General features: G+C 59.8%; 17 protein-coding genes. 11 read left to right on the top strand and 6 right to left on the bottom strand.

The features are described 5' to 3' along the window. The first annotated feature begins 88 nt into the window (after positions 1 to 88). Entirely contained in the window at positions 89 to 1,654 is a 1,566-nt protein-coding gene (locus PFLQ2_RS27230) for a SulP family inorganic anion transporter (protein ID WP_003177114.1), read from the top strand. 158 nt (positions 1,655 to 1,812) lie between these two features. On the opposite strand, the gene PFLQ2_RS27235 is transcribed toward PFLQ2_RS27230, so the two are convergent. Continuing rightward, entirely contained in the window at positions 1,813 to 2,463 is a 651-nt protein-coding gene (locus PFLQ2_RS27235; protein WP_003177113.1) for a hypothetical protein, read from the bottom strand. Between the two features lie 374 nt (positions 2,464 to 2,837). Here PFLQ2_RS27235 and coxB point away from each other — a divergent pair, with 374 nt between their 5' ends. The 4 genes from coxB to PFLQ2_RS27255 all read left to right on the top strand — a co-directional run bounded on the left by coxB (position 2,838) and on the right by PFLQ2_RS27255 (position 7,218). After that, the gene (gene coxB, locus PFLQ2_RS27240; protein WP_003177112.1) at positions 2,838 to 3,965 is read left to right on the top strand and encodes a cytochrome c oxidase subunit II; all 1,128 of its coding nucleotides are present in this window, start codon (positions 2,838 to 2,840) and stop codon (positions 3,963 to 3,965) included. 82 nt (positions 3,966 to 4,047) lie between these two features. Next, positions 4,048 to 5,640, top strand: a complete 1,593-nt coding sequence (ctaD, locus tag PFLQ2_RS27245) for a cytochrome c oxidase subunit I (protein WP_003177111.1) — start codon at positions 4,048 to 4,050, stop codon at positions 5,638 to 5,640. A 114-nt stretch (positions 5,641 to 5,754) separates the two neighbouring features. Further along, complete coding sequence (locus PFLQ2_RS27250) at positions 5,755 to 6,306, top strand: cytochrome c oxidase assembly protein (protein ID WP_003177110.1); 552 nt, start codon at positions 5,755 to 5,757, stop codon at positions 6,304 to 6,306. 24 nt (positions 6,307 to 6,330) lie between these two features. After that, on the top strand, positions 6,331 to 7,218 hold the full coding sequence (locus tag PFLQ2_RS27255; protein WP_003177109.1) for a cytochrome c oxidase subunit 3: 888 nt from the start codon (positions 6,331 to 6,333) through the stop codon (positions 7,216 to 7,218). Between the two features lie 8 nt (positions 7,219 to 7,226). Here the strand turns inward: PFLQ2_RS27255 and PFLQ2_RS27260 are convergent, their stop codons facing one another. Next, positions 7,227 to 7,430 (bottom strand): twin transmembrane helix small protein, encoded by a 204-nt coding sequence (locus PFLQ2_RS27260; RefSeq protein ID WP_003177108.1) that lies wholly within the window; start codon positions 7,428 to 7,430, stop codon positions 7,227 to 7,229. A 70-nt stretch (positions 7,431 to 7,500) separates the two neighbouring features. On the opposite strand from PFLQ2_RS27260, the gene PFLQ2_RS27265 reads away from it, so the two are divergent. The 6 genes from PFLQ2_RS27265 to PFLQ2_RS27290 all read left to right on the top strand — a co-directional run bounded on the left by PFLQ2_RS27265 (position 7,501) and on the right by PFLQ2_RS27290 (position 12,518). Next, positions 7,501 to 8,238: an SURF1 family protein gene (locus tag PFLQ2_RS27265; protein WP_003177107.1), complete on the top strand. Its 738-nt coding sequence runs from the start codon at positions 7,501 to 7,503 to the stop codon at positions 8,236 to 8,238. Further along, positions 8,204 to 8,797: a hypothetical protein gene (locus PFLQ2_RS27270; protein WP_003177106.1), complete on the top strand. Its 594-nt coding sequence runs from the start codon at positions 8,204 to 8,206 to the stop codon at positions 8,795 to 8,797. Before PFLQ2_RS27265 ends, PFLQ2_RS27270 begins: the two co-directional genes overlap by 35 nt. Before the next feature lie 10 nt (positions 8,798 to 8,807). Further along, complete coding sequence (locus PFLQ2_RS27275) at positions 8,808 to 9,887, top strand: COX15/CtaA family protein (RefSeq protein WP_003177105.1); 1,080 nt, start codon at positions 8,808 to 8,810, stop codon at positions 9,885 to 9,887. Continuing rightward, positions 9,875 to 10,774, top strand: coding sequence for a heme o synthase (gene cyoE, locus PFLQ2_RS27280; protein WP_003177104.1), 900 nt, complete (start codon positions 9,875 to 9,877; stop codon positions 10,772 to 10,774). The genes PFLQ2_RS27275 and cyoE overlap by 13 nt, the downstream gene beginning before the upstream one ends. After that, positions 10,771 to 11,406, top strand: coding sequence for an SCO family protein (locus PFLQ2_RS27285; RefSeq protein WP_003177103.1), 636 nt, complete (start codon positions 10,771 to 10,773; stop codon positions 11,404 to 11,406). Before cyoE ends, PFLQ2_RS27285 begins: the two co-directional genes overlap by 4 nt. Positions 11,407 to 12,158: 752 nt before the next feature. Further along, positions 12,159 to 12,518, top strand: a complete 360-nt coding sequence (locus PFLQ2_RS27290) for a DUF6124 family protein (RefSeq protein WP_003177102.1) — start codon at positions 12,159 to 12,161, stop codon at positions 12,516 to 12,518. A 62-nt stretch (positions 12,519 to 12,580) separates the two neighbouring features. Here the strand turns inward: PFLQ2_RS27290 and PFLQ2_RS27295 are convergent, their stop codons facing one another. The 4 genes from PFLQ2_RS27295 to PFLQ2_RS27310 all read right to left on the bottom strand — a co-directional run bounded on the left by PFLQ2_RS27295 (position 12,581) and on the right by PFLQ2_RS27310 (position 15,803). Next, on the bottom strand, positions 12,581 to 13,744 hold the full coding sequence (locus PFLQ2_RS27295) for an ATP-binding protein (RefSeq protein ID WP_003177101.1): 1,164 nt from the start codon (positions 13,742 to 13,744) through the stop codon (positions 12,581 to 12,583). Positions 13,745 to 14,100: 356 nt separating this feature from the next. Then, a complete protein-coding gene (locus PFLQ2_RS27300; RefSeq protein ID WP_003177100.1) occupies positions 14,101 to 14,430 on the bottom strand; it encodes an antibiotic biosynthesis monooxygenase family protein in 330 nt (109 codons plus the stop codon). 31 nt (positions 14,431 to 14,461) lie between these two features. After that, on the bottom strand, positions 14,462 to 15,436 hold the full coding sequence (locus PFLQ2_RS27305) for a zinc-dependent alcohol dehydrogenase family protein (RefSeq protein WP_003177099.1): 975 nt from the start codon (positions 15,434 to 15,436) through the stop codon (positions 14,462 to 14,464). A gap of 64 nt (positions 15,437 to 15,500) precedes the next feature. Further along, a complete protein-coding gene (locus tag PFLQ2_RS27310; RefSeq protein ID WP_003177098.1) occupies positions 15,501 to 15,803 on the bottom strand; it encodes an ArsR/SmtB family transcription factor in 303 nt (100 codons plus the stop codon). Positions 15,804 to 16,256 lie beyond the last annotated feature (453 nt).

The raw sequence follows: 16,256 nt of genomic DNA, 5'->3' as shown, positions 1-16,256 counted from the left end.
TCCTAATCATCCTTGCATGGTTCAAGCCTTACCGCTGTTTGCGCGGTAGGGCCTCGCCATGCCTGAAGAAAACTTCGGGAGAGTCGCCATGCGTGCTGCTCAATTAAAAGCTGTTCTGCCACGGGAGCTGCTGGCTTCGGTGGTTGTATTCCTGGTGGCCCTGCCTTTGTGCATGGGCATCGCCATCGCCTCTGGCCTGCCGCCGGCCAAAGGCCTGATTACCGGCATCATCGGTGGCCTGGTCGTGGGTTTCCTGGCCGGTTCGAAGCTGCAAGTCAGTGGCCCGGCCGCCGGCTTGGCGGTGCTGGTCTTCGAGCTGGTGCGCCAGCATGGCGTGGCGATGCTCGGGCCGATCCTGCTGCTGGCGGGTCTGCTGCAACTGTTGGCCGGGCGTTTTCGCCTGGGCTGCTGGTTCCGCGTCACCGCACCGGCGGTGGTCTACGGGATGCTGGCGGGTATCGGCGTGCTGATCGTGCTGTCCCAGGTCCATGTGATGCTCGACGCCGCGCCCAAGCCTTCCGGGTTGGATAACCTGGCGGCGTTCCCAGCGGCTGTGGCCCAGGCGCTGCCGTCCTTCGGCTGGCAGGCTGGTCTGCTCGGTTTGTCGACGATTGCGGTGATGTGGCTGTGGGAAAAGTTTCGTCCCTACAGCCTGCGCTTCATTCCCGGCGCCTTGCTCGGCGTAGGCTTGGCGACCGTTGCCAGCCTGCTGCTGGCGTTGCAGGTCAAGCGTGTGGAAGTGCCGGAGAACCTCGCCGAAGCCATTGACTGGCTGCGCCCAGCGGACTTGCTGAACCTGGCCGATCCGACGCTGTTGGTCGCCGCGTTTGCCGTTGCCTTCATCGCCAGTGCTGAAACCTTGCTATCGGCCGCCGCGGTGGATCGCATGCACAGCGGTGAACGGGCGGATTTCGACCGGGAGCTGTCGGCCCAAGGTATCGGCAACATGCTCTGCGGCCTGCTCGGCGCCTTGCCGATGACCGGGGTGATCGTGCGCAGTTCGGCCAACGTCCAGGCCGGCGCCACCACGCGCATGTCGACGATCTTCCATGGCTTATGGCTGCTGCTTTTCGTGCTGTTGCTGTCCAGCGTGCTGCAAAGCATTCCAGTGGCGAGCCTGGCGGGTGTGCTGGTGTACACCGGTTTCAAACTGGTGGACCTCAAGGCATTCCGAAGCCTGGGTCGTTATGGCCGGATGCCGATGTTCACCTATGCGGCCACGGCGCTGGCGATCATCTTCACCGACCTGCTGACCGGTGTGCTGATCGGTTTCGGCCTGACCCTGGCGAAGCTGGCCTGGAAAGCCTCGCGGTTGAAAATCAGCCTGATCGACCTGCCCCAGGAAGGCGAAATGGAACTGCGGTTGGTAGGCGCGGCGACCTTCCTCAAGGTGCCGGCGCTGACCCAGGTGCTGGGCACCATCCCGGCGGGCGCGACGGTGCACGTGCCGCTCAATAACCTGAGCTACATCGACCACTCGTGCCTGGAGCTGTTGGAGGAGTGGGGCCGGGCAAATGCCAGCAAGGGTTCGAAGCTGTTGATCGAATCCCGAGGCCTCAAGCGCAGGCTGGAAGGGCGGTTGCGCACGACCGTGGGGGTTGGCGCAGCGTCTGCATTACAGCCAAGCCCGCTCCAAAAGCAACAGTTCACATAAGGTGCGCTTGAGTCAGTTCACTTAGGTGTGTTCGAGTCATCGTGGCGAGGGAGCTTGCTCCCGCTTGAGTGCGAAGCACTCACAAAAATGGGCCTGCTGCGCAGTCCAGCGGGAGCAAGCTCCCTCGCCACGGGGGCTCTACTTTCTTACGTGAATCATCAAGCCGCAGGCTGATCCAGTTCCAGGCCTACGCCCAGGCGGCGTGACATGCAGGGCCAGCGTTTCCAGGCGGCACCGGTTTGCGGGCTGCTGAGCGTTTCGCGGTAGGCCTCTACCGACTCCAGTGCAAACGTGTCGTCATCGAGCATTTCGTCGATCGCGTGATGCACCACTTCATCCAGTTGGTTGGCAAATTCCTCACCGATCAATTGGTGAGCAATCAAGTTGGCGACGGTCATGTCCAAGGGGATCAGTGGCTGGCCAAAATGCTTGATATAAAGGTCGTTGACCTCTTCCACGAACCGGTGCGCCAGGTAGGCTTCGTCCAGCAGGCTGTCGAGCCCGACATGGCCGTCCATGACTTTCGGCGGGTGGAGAAAATACTGTTCGGCAATCTTCAGTACCGGTTTTATCTGCGACTCAATCCCCGCCTCCTTGGCCACTTCGTTGGCCGCATCCAGCAAATCAGGGACTTCATCGATGTAGGCGCCGACAAAACGCGCCAGGACATCATTGGCGTTCGCTTCCGGTAATTGGATCGCACGGTGCAGATGCGGTAAATGAGCCTCCAGCTGACGGGTCAACTGGCCGGTCTCGGCTTCATGTCGTTGGGCTTTTTGGATCTGCTCGCGCAATGCGGCGGTGTTCATGACAACTCCAGGGAACAAGGCAAAGGAAATAGGAAAGACATAACTTAGCTGGCGCAAAAACACTCCTAAGACCTATTTTTCATAACCGTCTCTTCCTTGATGCGCAGCAGGTTATATCGGTTTGCCATCACTCAGGTCGCATCCTTCTCCATTCGCGGGCTCTAGCGCAAGCCCTGTCTGTTTCAAACGATTTACGCCATCGCGTTGCGAGGTTGCAGTCGCTGTCTATACTCGGTTTTGAATGGAGTTAGCTGATGACACCCGATTGCATGTGCAGCAAGGCGCGGCGAGTCAAGTTGGTAGTCTGAAGTAGCCGATCCCTTGCCGCAGGCTTTACGCCTACGGGATAACAAGAACGATAAGGGGAACCCGCAATGACGCGACATCCACACGTATGGATGGGCCTCCTGTTGTGGTCGATTTTCAGTCAGGCACAAGCGGCCTGGACTGTGAATATGGCGCCTGGAGCGACACAGATCAGCAATGCAGTGTTCGACTTGCACATGACCATTTTCTGGATCTGTGTGGTCATCGGCATCATCGTCTTCGGCGCCATGTTCTGGTCGATGATGATGCATCGCCGCTCAACCGGCCAAAATGCCGCGCATTTCCACGAAAACACCCGCGTCGAAATCCTCTGGACCATCGTGCCCTTCCTGATCCTGGTGCTGATGGCGATTCCTGCCACCGCCACCCTGATCAAGATGTACGACTCCAGCGAGTCGGACATCGATATCCAGGTCACCGGCTATCAATGGAAGTGGCACTACAAGTACCTGGGCCAGGACGTCGAGTTCTTCAGCAACCTCGCCACGCCCGCCGAACAGATCCATAACCAGAGCGCCAAGGGCGAGCACTACCTGCTGGAAGTCGACAAGCCGCTGGTGCTGCCGGTCGATGCCAAAGTGCGCTTTCTGGTGACCTCGGCCGACGTGATCCACTCCTGGTGGGTGCCGGCCTTCGCGGTCAAGCGCGATGCGATTCCCGGGTTCGTCAACGAAGCCTGGACCCGCGTCGACAAGCCCGGCATCTACCGCGGCCAATGCGCCGAACTGTGCGGCAAGGACCACGGTTTCATGCCCATCGTGGTGGAGGTCAAGAGCAAGCCCGACTATGAAAAATGGCTGGGCGAACGCAAGGCCGAAGCCGCGCAGCTTAAAGAGCTGACCAGCAAGGAATGGACCCTTGATGAGCTCAAGGAACGTGGCGACAAGATCTACCACACCACCTGCGTGGCCTGTCACCAGGCCGAAGGCCAGGGCCTGCCGCCGATGTTCCCGGCCCTCAAGGGCTCGAAAATCGCCACCGGGCCAAAAGCCGATCACCTGAGCCTTGTCTTCCACGGCAAGCCGGGCACCGCCATGGCCGCGTTCGGCAAACAATTGTCGGAAGTCGATATTGCCGCGGTCGTGACCTATGAACGCAACGCCTGGGGCAACAACAAGGGCGACATGGTGACGCCTAAAGAAGTGCTGGAACTCAAACAGGCAGAAAGCAAATGAGCCGGCCTGACGCGTGTTCCCGCAACCGGTCGGGGCTCACCGCCCCGCGCCGTCCAGCCCACTCGCTCGAAGGAGACAGGACATGAGTGCTGTGATCGATGACCACGGCCATGCCGGCGCCGACCACGCCCACGGCCCCGCCAAGGGCCTGATGCGCTGGGTACTGACCACCAACCACAAGGACATCGGCACGCTGTACCTGTGGTTCGCGTTCTCCATGTTCCTGCTGGGCGGCTCGTTCGCCATGGTGATTCGCGCCGAGCTGTTCCAGCCCGGGCTGCAGATCGTGGAGCCGGCATTCTTCAACCAGATGACCACCATGCATGGCCTGGTGATGGTCTTCGGCGCGGTGATGCCAGCGTTCGTCGGCCTCGCCAACTGGATGATCCCGCTGATGATCGGCGCGCCGGACATGGCCCTGCCACGCATGAACAACTTCAGCTTCTGGCTGTTGCCGGCGGCGTTCCTGCTGCTGGTGTCCACGTTGTTCACACCGGGCGGCGGACCGAACTTCGGCTGGACGTTCTACGCGCCGCTGTCCACCACCTATGCGCCGGAAAGCGTGACGTTCTTCATCTTTGCGATCCACCTGATGGGCATCAGTTCGATCATGGGCGCGATCAACGTGATCGCCACCATCCTCAACCTGCGCGCCCCCGGCATGACCCTGATGAAAATGCCGCTGTTCGTCTGGACCTGGCTGATCACCGCGTTCCTGCTGATCGCGGTGATGCCAGTACTGGCTGGCTGCGTGACGATGATGCTGATGGACATCCACTTCGGCACCAGCTTCTTCAGCGCTGCCGGCGGCGGTGACCCAGTATTGTTCCAGCATGTGTTCTGGTTCTTCGGCCACCCCGAGGTGTACATCATGATCCTGCCGGCCTTCGGCGCCGTCAGCTCGATCATCCCGGCGTTCTCCCGCAAGCCGCTGTTCGGCTACACCTCGATGGTCTACGCCACGGCCGCCATTGCGTTCCTGTCGTTCATCGTCTGGGCGCACCACATGTTCGTGGTGGGCATTCCGCTGGTGGGCGAGCTGTTCTTCATGTACGCCACCCTGCTGATCGCCGTGCCCACCGGGGTGAAGGTGTTCAACTGGGCCAGCACTATGTGGCAAGGCTCGCTGACCTTCGAGACGCCGATGCTGTTTGCCGTGGCGTTCGTGATCCTGTTTTCCATCGGCGGTTTCTCCGGGTTGATGCTCGCCATCGCGCCGGCGGACTTCCAGTACCAGGACACCTACTTCGTGGTGGCGCACTTCCACTACGTGCTGGTGCCTGGCGCGATCTTCGGCATCTTCGCCTCGGCCTACTACTGGCTGCCGAAATGGACCGGCCACATGTATGACGAAACCCTCGGCAAGCTGCACTTCTGGCTGTCGTTCGTCGGCATGAACATGGCCTTTTTCCCGATGCACTTCGTCGGCCTGGCGGGCATGCCCCGGCGGATCCCCGACTACAACCTGCAGTTCGCCGACTTCAACATGGTCTCGTCCATCGGTGCGTTCATGTTCGGCACCACGCAGATCTTCTTCCTGTTCATCGTGATCAAAACCATCCGTGGCGGCCCACCCGCACCGGCCAAACCGTGGGATGGGGCTGAAGGCCTGGAGTGGAGCGTGCCGTCGCCGGCGCCGTATCACACCTTTACCACGCCGCCGGAAGTGAAATGAGTGTGGGAGCGGGCTTGCTCGCGAATCAGGCGATGCGGTCTGACAGAAACACCGCGTCATCGTTCTTCGCGAGCAAGCCCGCTCCCACAGGGTTCGGTGCAAGAGGCTGTAACCATGGCTGACTCAATCTCGATGAAAAAACTGGTCACCCGCCTGCTGCTGGTGGTGGTGGCCATGTTCATCTTCGGGTTTGCCCTGGTGCCGATCTACGACGTGATGTGCAAGGCGTTCGGCATCAATGGCAAGACCGCCGGGCAGTACGAGGGGGAGCAGACCGTTGATGAATCGCGGCAGGTGCGCGTGCAGTTCCTGTCGACCAATGCGGTGGACATGGTCTGGGATTTCTACCCCAAGGGCGACCAACTGGTGGTCAAGCCTGGGGCGGTCAACGAGATGATTTTCGTTGCCCACAACCCCACCAACCGGCCGATGAGCGCCCAGGCGGTCCCGAGTATTTCGCCCAGCACGGCGGCGTCGTATTTCCACAAGACCGAATGTTTTTGTTTTACCCAGCAAGTGCTGCAACCCGGCGAACGCATCGAAATGCCCATGCGCTTCATCGTCGACCGGGACATGCCCAAGGAAGTGAAGCACCTGACGCTGTCCTACACGCTGTTCGATATCACCGCTCGTCATCCACCGGTGGCTGTAAACACTGACCGATAGCGTGCCCGATAAGGAGAACAATAAATGGCAACTCATGAGCACTATTACGTTCCGGCCCAGAGCAAATGGCCGATCATCGCCACGGTCGGGATGTTCGTCACGGTGTATGGCCTGGCGACCTGGTTCAACGACCTGAAGGCGGCGCGCCCGGAATCCCACGGCCCGCTGATCTTTTTCGTCGGCGGCCTGCTGGTGGCCTACATGCTGTTCGGCTGGTTCGGCGCGGTGATCAAGGAAAGTCGCGCCGGGCTCTACAGCCCACAGCTCGACCGCTCGTTCCGCTGGGGCATGAGCTGGTTCATCTTTTCCGAAGTGATGTTCTTCATCGCGTTTTTCGGCGCGTTGTTTTATGTGCGCCATGTGTCAGCGCCAGGCCTGGCGGGGGAAGGCACCAAGGGCATCTCCCACATGCTCTGGCCGACCTTCGAATTCGCCTGGCCCTTGCTTCACAACCCCGACCCGAAACTCTTCCCAGCGCCCAAGGACGTCATCAGCCCCTGGGGCCTGCCGCTGCTCAACACCGTGCTGCTGGTCAGTTCCAGCGTCACCGTCACCATCGCCCACCACGCGCTGAAAAAAGGCCATCGCGGCGCGTTGAAACTCTGGCTGGCGATCACCGTGCTGCTCGGTTGCGCCTTCCTGACTTTCCAGGCTGAAGAATACATCCACGCCTACAAGGAACTGGGCCTGACCCTGGGTTCCGGCGTCTACGGCGCGACGTTCTTCATGCTCACGGGCTTTCACGGCGCTCACGTCACCATCGGCACGATCATCTTGTTCGTGATGCTGATGCGGATCATGCGCGGGCACTTCGACAACGAGCACCAGTTCGGCTTCGAGGCCGCGAGCTGGTACTGGCACTTCGTCGATGTGGTGTGGATCGGCTTGTTCGTCTTCGTCTACGTGCTCTAAAGCCATCGCTACCAAGGCGCGTGGGACACCAACTGGCCGCTGAAAAAACCCCAGGCGATCAAGCCGACGGTGACGGCGGCCAGACTGACCCGGACCGCCAGGGCGGTGAGCAGGCGATTGGAATCGCTGTCGTCCTTGACCAAAAAAAACAGGCCGCTGAAAAGGCTCGCAATCGTGGCAATCAGCATCAGGACGATGGCTGCTTTTAGCATGAGAAACGCTCCGGGGGGACGTGATGCACGTGAGTATAGCTACCCCGTTCGACGGCTTTCGGACGGCGCCATGAAACACTTCCGGCCGGGGATCGTGCCATCGCTGGTGGTCGCCATCCTGGTGCCGGTGATGGTGTGCCTGGGGTTCTGGCAGCTGAGCCGGGGCGAACAGAAGCGCGTGCTCATGGACACTTACGCCGAGCGCCGCGTGGCGCCGCTGATGGACAGCACCGAGCTGCAACACACCACAGACCCCGCCTTCCGGCCGGTGAGCCTGCACGGCCAGTTCGACGCCGAGCACAGCGTTTTGCTGGATAACCGCCAGCACGACGGCAAGGTCGGCGTCGAATTGCTCCAGCCCTTTATCGACTCGGCAAGTGGCCTGTGGCTGCTGGTCAACCGGGGTTGGCTGCCCTGGCCCGACCGCCGCACCCCACCGGTCTTCAGCACCCCGGAGCAGCCCTTGAGCCTCGAGGCCTGGGTCTATGTGGCCCCCGGCGCAACCTTCCAGCTCCACGCCGACCCGGCGGGCGCGCCCTGGCCCCGCGTGGTCACCGCCATCGAACCGAACAAACTCTGGACCGAACTGGGCCGCAGCGGTTTTACCTACGAACTACGGCAACAAAGCGGCCCTGGCGCCTACCGGACCGATTGGCCGGTGGTGAGCATGGGGCCGGAAAAACACCTCGGTTATGCCGTGCAGTGGTTCGCCATGGCGGCGGCGCTGTTTGGCCTTTTCCTTTATCTCGGATGGCACAACGCAGGGAGACAGCATGGGGAACACCATGAATCCAACCAACACGTCTGAAGCCAACACGCCGCGCAGCCGTCGCAAAGGGCGTCTGCAACTGCTGTTGATCGTGCTCGGGGTGGTCGGCCCGATGATCCTGGCCACCGGCATGTATAAATTCCAGTTCTGGGTGCCCGATAGCCGCAGCTACCACGGCGAGCTGATCGGCAACGGCCAGACCCGCGCCGAGATCGGCGTAGAGGCCGATGAACAGCGCTGGCAGATATTGGTGACGGCACCGCAGGAATGCTCAGTGGATTGCCGGCAACTGGTGTACCTGGCCCGGCAAGTGCAAATCGGCCTGGGCCGCGATGCCGGTCGCGCCAGCCATGCCCTGGCGATCGCACAACCGCTGGATGGCGAATACGAAGCCCAGCTGCAACGCGAATACCCGCAACTGCAACGCTACCCGCTGGACGTGCCGGCCTATCAGAAGGGCGCCCAGGGTTCTGGCGGCGCCCAGCTGTGGATCATCGACCCCCATAGCAACCTGGTGCTGCGCTACGACGCCCGGGTCAAGGGCAAGGATCTGCTCAACGACCTGCGTCATCTGCTGAAACTGTCGAACATCGGCTGAGGGCATCGACATGGCCAAACCTGGATTTCGCCTCGCGCTGTTCGCCACACTGCTGGCGCTGATCGTCGTTTTGCTGGGCGCCTATACCCGGCTGACCCACGCCGGCCTTGGCTGCCCTGACTGGCCCGGCTGCTACGGGTTTATCAGCGTACCCAAGGGCGAAGCCCAACTGGCCCATGCCGAGCTGCATTTTCCCGATGCCCCGGTCGAAGCCCACAAGGGCTGGAACGAAATGGTCCATCGCTACTTTGCCGGGACCTTGGCGTTATTGATTGCCGCCTTGGCCGCGCGGGCCTGGACGAACCGTCATCGTCCCGGCCAGCCGTTGAAGTTGCCGCTGTTTATGCTGGTGGTGGTCTTCGCCCAAGCGGCGTTCGGCATGTGGACCGTGACGCTGAAACTATGGCCGCAGGTTGTCACCGGGCATTTGCTGGGCGGGTTCGCGACGTTAAGTTTGCTGTTCCTGCTCACGTTGAGATTGTCCGGCGTATTGCCGGCGTTGACCGTGCCCAAGCGCCTGCAATACTGGGCCACGGCCGGGCTGCTGCTGGTGATCGGCCAGATCGCCCTGGGCGGTTGGGTCAGCTCCAATTACGCCGCCGTGGCCTGCATCGATTTCCCCACCTGCCACGGCCAATGGCTGCCACCGGCCGATTTTGCCAACGGCTTCCACCTCACCCAACACATCGGCCCGAACTACCTGGGCGGGCAGCTCGACAGCGACGCCCGCACCGCCATCCACCTGACCCACCGCATCGGCGCGTTGCTGGTGACCGTGGTGCTGCTGGGCCTGGCCTGGCAGTTGAAGGCCGTAGGCATGACCCGACTGGCGGGCCTTGTCCTCACCGCACTGGCGGCACAAATTACCTTGGGGGTCAGCAACGTAGTGTTTCACTTGCCGCTGCCGGTCGCAGTGGCTCACAACGCCGGGGGCGCCGCGCTGTTGCTGACCTTGGTGCTGGTCAACTATCACGCCCGTACCAGCCTGGTGCGGGTCAAGCATCAGGTCCCGCTGCGCTGGCGGTTCAACCCGCATAAACACGGTGTCAGCCCCATCACTATAAAAGGAGAGATGCCATGGCAACCTTGACCGGTGAACGCCACAGCCGGGCGATCTGGCGCGATTACCTGGAGCTGACCAAACCCAAAGTGGTGGTGCTGATGCTGATCACCTCGCTGGTCGGCATGTTCCTCGCCACCCGCGCCGGCGTGCCGTGGACAGTGCTGGTGTTCGGCAACCTGGGCATCGCCCTGTGTGCCGGCGGCGCGGCGGCGGTCAACCATGTGGTGGACCGACGCATCGACGCAGTCATGGCCCGCACCCACAAGCGGCCACTGGCCGAAGGACGGGTTTCCCCGGCCGCCGCACTGACCTTCGCCCTGGCGCTGGCCGTGGCCGGCCAAGCCTTGCTGCTGGCCTTCACCAACCCGCTGACGGCCTGGCTGACCTTGGCCTCCTTGCTGGGTTACGCGGTGATCTACACCGGTTTCCTGAAACGGGCGACACCGCAAAACATCGTCATCGGCGGCCTGGCCGGCGCGGCGCCACCGCTGCTGGGCTGGGTGGCCGCCACCGGTCATGTCAGCGCCGAACCGCTGCTGCTGGTGCTGATTATCTTCGCCTGGACCCCGCCGCATTTCTGGGCCCTGGCGATCCACCGCAAAGAGGAATACGCCAAGGCAGACATCCCGATGCTGCCGGTGACCCACGGCGAGCACTACACCAAGATCCACATCCTGCTCTACACCCTGGTGCTGCTGGCGGTGAGCCTGATGCCGTTCGTGATCCACATGAGCGGGCTGCTTTACCTCGTGTGCGCGCTGGTACTCGGCGCCCGGTTCCTGCAATGGGCCGTGGTGCTGTACCGTGGCAGTCGGCCGCATGCCGCGATCAACACCTTCAAGTACTCTATTTACTACTTGTTCCTGCTGTTCATCGCCCTGCTTGTCGATCACTACTTACTGTTGAGCCTATGACCCGAACCCAGAAAACCGTCTTCATTCTCGTGGCCGTGATCGCATTGATCCTCGGCCTTACCATCAACAAAGTGCTGTCCGGCAAAGGCCAGGGCGACCCGACCGCGCTGATCGACGCCGGCATCATCCTCCTGCCCCAAAGCCGCAACCTGCCCGACGTGAAAATGACCGACCAGAACGGCCAGCCGGTAGCGATGGACGGGTTGAAAGACAAATGGAGCCTGCTGTTCTTCGGCTACACCTTCTGCCCGGACATCTGCCCAACCACCCTCGCCCAACTGCGCCAGATCAAAAGCGAGTTGCCGAAGGAGGCTGTGGATAAGTTGCAGATCGTACTGGTGAGCGTCGACCCGAACCGCGACACGCCCAAGCAGTTGAAGCAGTACCTGGGGTACTTTGATTCGCAGTTCATTGGTTTGACGGCTTCATCGGTTGAGGATCTGCAGAAACTCGCCAACGCCGTCAGCATCCCCTTCATTCCAGCCGACACTAGCAAACCCAACTACACCGTCGACCACAGCGGCAACCTCGCCGTCATCGGCCCCGACGGCACCCAACGCGGCTTCATCCGCGCGCCGTTGAACAACCAAAAACTGGTCGCCCAGTTGCCCGAGATGCTCAAGCGCAAATAGCGCCTCCAGGGGCACGCCGCTCAGCTAAGCAATGCCGATTCCTTGTGGTGGAGGAATTCCAGTGGCAGGGGAAATTCCTCGTGGCAATGAAATCCATTGTGGCGAGGGAGCTCGCTCCCGCTGGGCTGCGCAGCAGCCCCAAAAGGCTGAATGCGATCTACATGGCACAACCCGGCGGCTGCGCCTCCTGCCCCCAATCTCTCTGTGGGAGCGGGCTTGCTCGCGAAAGCGGCGGGTCAGCTTGAATCAATATTGAATGTGCCGCCCTCTTCGCGAGCAAGCCCGCTCCCACACCGGGTGTTCGTGAACACAGCATCTGCAACAGCCCCCAATCCCTGTGGGAGCGAGCCTGCTCGCGATGAAATCGACTCGGTTCCAGACCAAAACAAATCACCCGCATCGCCGGCAAACCCTGATCCTACAGACCCCACCTACACCCCACCACCAACCCACGCATCCTTGCGCCTTTGCCTACAACTACGCCAGAATCCGCCCGCTTGTGCGCCTTGTCCCTGGGCTCTATTGTCTTCCTGCCACTGCCCATCAGTGGTCGGGTTTAGTAGCCCGGACGACATCCCGGTTGCACGAGCCTCATCAGTAAGGCATTTGCCTGCACTTGATGGTGGCTGTGCGCTTGGCGCCTTCGGGCGCGCCGGTTTGGGTGTGTCACCGGTCTACTAACCTGCGCACAGCCGCCACCCCTTCGTTTAGTAGCGAGATGGTTGCGGCCCTACTAGAGGGAAGACATACCCATGTTCAAACCTACACCGAATCCGCCAGAGGCAGATTCCTCCGCACAATCCGCAAAATCCAAAGCCAAGCAGCAAGACGAAACCACCAAACGCGTGCTCGATCACTACCTGCTGCCGAAATCTGAAAAATCTAAAGATGAACCAAAACCGGGGCAGCTATTCACCGTTGTGAAAGGCCTCGATAACGAATGCCTGCTCGCCAACCTCAGCGAGACGCTGGCTTCGGCTGATGCGATGGTGAGCGATTTGGCGTTTGAGTTGGATGGATCGAGGCGTCATGTGGCGCTGGGGATTCAGCAATTGATTGAGCTAGGTTCGTTGTTGGCGAATCGGGTGTTGGATAACGTCGACCTACGTTAACCGCAACACCATCAAGCTATGTGGCGAGGAGATATTTCCCCCTCGCCACACATTGCAGGCCCTCATTCCTGGCGACGCATGAATTCTGCGAAAAGAGGAACTGTAAAGTTCAGATATCCGTGATCTGTGCTGTAGATCATTCCCTTGGAAATGATGTTGGCCCGAGTCGGACCAAGCGATGATTGAGGACGCCCCATCACCTTCGCAACATCAGCGATGGCATAGGGGCCATCGCCAAGGGTGGACATGGCTTTTACAAACTGAACCTCCGAAGGTGTAAGCCGATCGATACGGACCCTGAAGAAGCCCGCATCGAGAGAGGCCAATGTCTCCGAGTAAGAATGCTCGACATCGTCAACAGTAATTTCGGGCCCCTCGGCGTTGTTCCATGCCGTGGATGCCCACTCTTGAAGAAAGAACGGATAGCCCTGCGTCCGATCAACAATGCTGTCCAGAGCTGCGGTGTCGATAGAGGCTTCCTCCTCTAGGATCGGCTTTTGAACGGCTTGAGTCGCAGACGGTTGATCAAGCGCCCCCACCTCCGGGTAAAGGAAAAGCCGCTCGGCATATGACTTCGCCTCACCCGCCAGCCGAGCAACTTGCGGAAGACCTGCACCGACCAGCAGCACCGGAAGCCCTTCTTGCGACATGCGATGGATGGAGACAATCAGTGCCGATAGATCTGCTTCGGTGAGGTATTGGACTTCATCAATGAGAAGAATCCAGCCTTTACCGGCGGCCTGCGCGGCTTCACCTATTACCGTAAAAAGATCTGGAAGGTCATATTGAAGATTTCCGCTATCCGCGAGTCCAGGCTCAGGCTCAACACCAATCTCGATACCGCCAATATCAATCTTGAAGATTGATGCAAAGCTGCGAAGTCCTTTTAGCCCACGATTAGCAATTTGCTTGGCGACCTCAACGCTGGAAAGCGCGCGCATGACCTTTCGCATTTCAGGATAAAGAAGACGTGCAAGACTTTCACGTTCTGGCGCCTCCACTTTGGAGACGAAAAGACCTTCCTCCTTTGCAATTTTTCCTATCTCATTCAACAGGACCGTCTTACCCGTGCCTCTTAAGCCAAGGAGCATGATGGAACGAGCACTTCGTCCATTGACGGCTCGTCCACAGGCAATTCTTGCCGCCTCAAGAATCTGGTCGCGCCCCGCCAGTTCAGGGGGCCTGCTGCCCGCCCCGGGCGCAAACGGATTACGATAGGGATCCATGTCGACCTCACGAAATAGCAAAATCTATAGAAAGATAGCTAAAGCTAGCTGAAATACCTAGTTTTTTCTATGCATTGCTAGCATTCAATAGAAGCGGATTTATTTCTGATCTTTTCTATGAGTGCTGTGCCTATGGTCCGCGGCGCTCAGGGGCCGGACTTTCGAGGCACGGGGCCGTGGACACGCCTATCAGACAGAAAGAGCCAAGCTGTGAACATATCGACCTGCGGAACGGCGTTTCTTGGCCGAACTCTGCCGATCATGAATGGTATCTAATAGCCGCTCTCTGCCGGTGACGACAGTCGAGAAAAACGACGAAAAAGGGACGAAAAAGGGGTCGCCACGGGCTGTTTGCTTTAAGGCCACAAGGCTCCTACGGCGCTCGCGTCAGTCTCGAAAGTTGCACCTTCAACATGGTAAACCTTCGGCTCCTCCGAAAAATATTCCTCCAACCCCATCATGAACAGCCGATGGTCGTCACTCGCTTCGAAACCCGGTGTGTGATCCTCGAGTGATTGCCACCGCACGATCAGGTTGAACTGCTCGGGGGTTTCGATCCCTTGCGCTAACAGGTGGCCACCGTAACCCTTGGCCCGTGTGAGCAATGGAGCGACTTCGGCAAATGCGCGTCGGAACGTCTCAATGCGTTCTTTGTGAACAGGGAGCACAGCGATTTCATACACCATGACGCACCTCTGATTGGCTAAAAGTCCACGTTTACGGGATGAGCGATGGCTCGACGGCAATCGCGATTTTTCCTCGAAGACCGTTGTTGGGGCTTTCCAATCGGGCATGGGCCAGGGGGATGTCGGCCAGCGAATAGATGGCGCCGACATGTGGGCGCAGTTGACCGCGGGCTATCAATGCGCTCAGCTCATCGAGCTTGCCGCGGTTTTGTCGGGTGAATACGAAGTGATAGCTCGCATTCTTGCCCCAGGCCTGGACAAGGTTTTGTGGCTGGGCGATGTCCACGATCGAGACGACGCGGCCCAGTTGGGCGAGTACATCGGGGCTGCGTGACAGTGTGTTGCCGCCGATGGTGTCGAACACCACATCCACGCCGTGGCCAGCGGTTTCCCGAAGGACGGCGTCGACATAATCTTCTTTCTCGTAGTCGATGATCACGTCGGCACCCAAGTTGCGGGCAAACTCAGCGTTCGCATCGCGCACAGTGGTGAACACCCGGGCGCCCATGGCTTTCGCCACTTGGATCGCGACATGCCCGACGCCTACAGCGCCGCCGTGGACAAGAATGCTCTCGCCGACCCTGAGCGCCGCGCGCACCACCAGAGCTTCCCACACCGTCCCGCCCACCAGGGTCAGGCTTGCGGCTTCAAGATGGCTCAGTTCGGGCGGCTTTTTCCCGACAATGCTTTCGGCCGCGACGTGGTACTCGGCATAGCTGCCTGACCCTTCAAATATTTGCGGGGTGTACCAGACTTCGTCGCCAGGCGCGAAGGTCGTCACACCGGGCCCTACGGCTTCGACCACGCCGGATACGTCGTGGCCGGTGATGGCCGGCAGTGGCACGAGGTCGGGATAGTCGCCGCGTCGAACCTGGTAATCCAGCGGATTGATGGAGGTGGCATGCACCCGGACCAGGACTTGTCCCGCTTGCGGCACGGGTTTGGGCACGTCGCTAAGCTCGAACGATTCAGGACCGCCGAATGATTTAAGCGTCATCGCTTTCATAGTAAATCCTCGCATCTAGAAAAAGGGATATCGAGATATCTCGATATAGTTCGGTAAAAAAACGCTACAAGTCTTTCCCAATGATCTCGGCGAGAGCACTGATGGTTGCTTCATTGCGCTTGTAGTAGGTCCACTGGCCGATGCGCCTGACTTCCACCAGGCCCACCCGTTGCAACGTGGCCAGATAACCGGACACCGTTGACTGCGACAGGCCGATCCCTTCCTGGATACTGCTGACGCAGACGCCGACCGTGTGAACGTCACCCTCATCCTGCGGGGGGAAGTTTTTTGCCGGATCTTTCAAACCTTTCAGGATTTGGAGACGTGTCGGGTTTGAGAGGGCTTTGAATATTTCGAGTAGGTCCATGCGGCGATGATATCGAGATTTAGCGATATGTCAATGCGTGAATTGGGATAACTCATAGGCTGGTATTCTGAGGCTGCTGCGCAGCCTAGCGGTGGAATAAGGGGATTGGAGTAAGGGAACAGATATATTTCCAGCACTTTTCATTTGCACATAAAACTGGGCGTCCCCTTTTCATGGCCTTCTCGCACAATTGAGGCAAGCAACAGATGACGGAACAGCTTTGCGTTGTATTCATTCCGGCGCTTTCGGTAGCTTTGCAAAGCGCCGAAACGAACAAAGGCTCACCTGCTCATTGCTGCCGAAATGAGAGGCAGCTATTGGCCCGAAAGCAGACATCTATCAAGAAAAATCTCTGCTAGTCCCGATATATCAGACAGATCGTGTTGGCTGTTTGGGGGCTGCTGCGCAGCTCATCGGGGCGGTACGACGTTTCGATGAATCTCCTCGCTACGG

The sequence above is a fragment of the Pseudomonas fluorescens Q2-87 genome (genome assembly GCF_000281895.1).
Classification (GTDB): domain Bacteria; phylum Pseudomonadota; class Gammaproteobacteria; order Pseudomonadales; family Pseudomonadaceae; genus Aquipseudomonas; species Aquipseudomonas fluorescens_S.
This window is presented reverse-complemented; position numbering and strand designations above follow the sequence as displayed.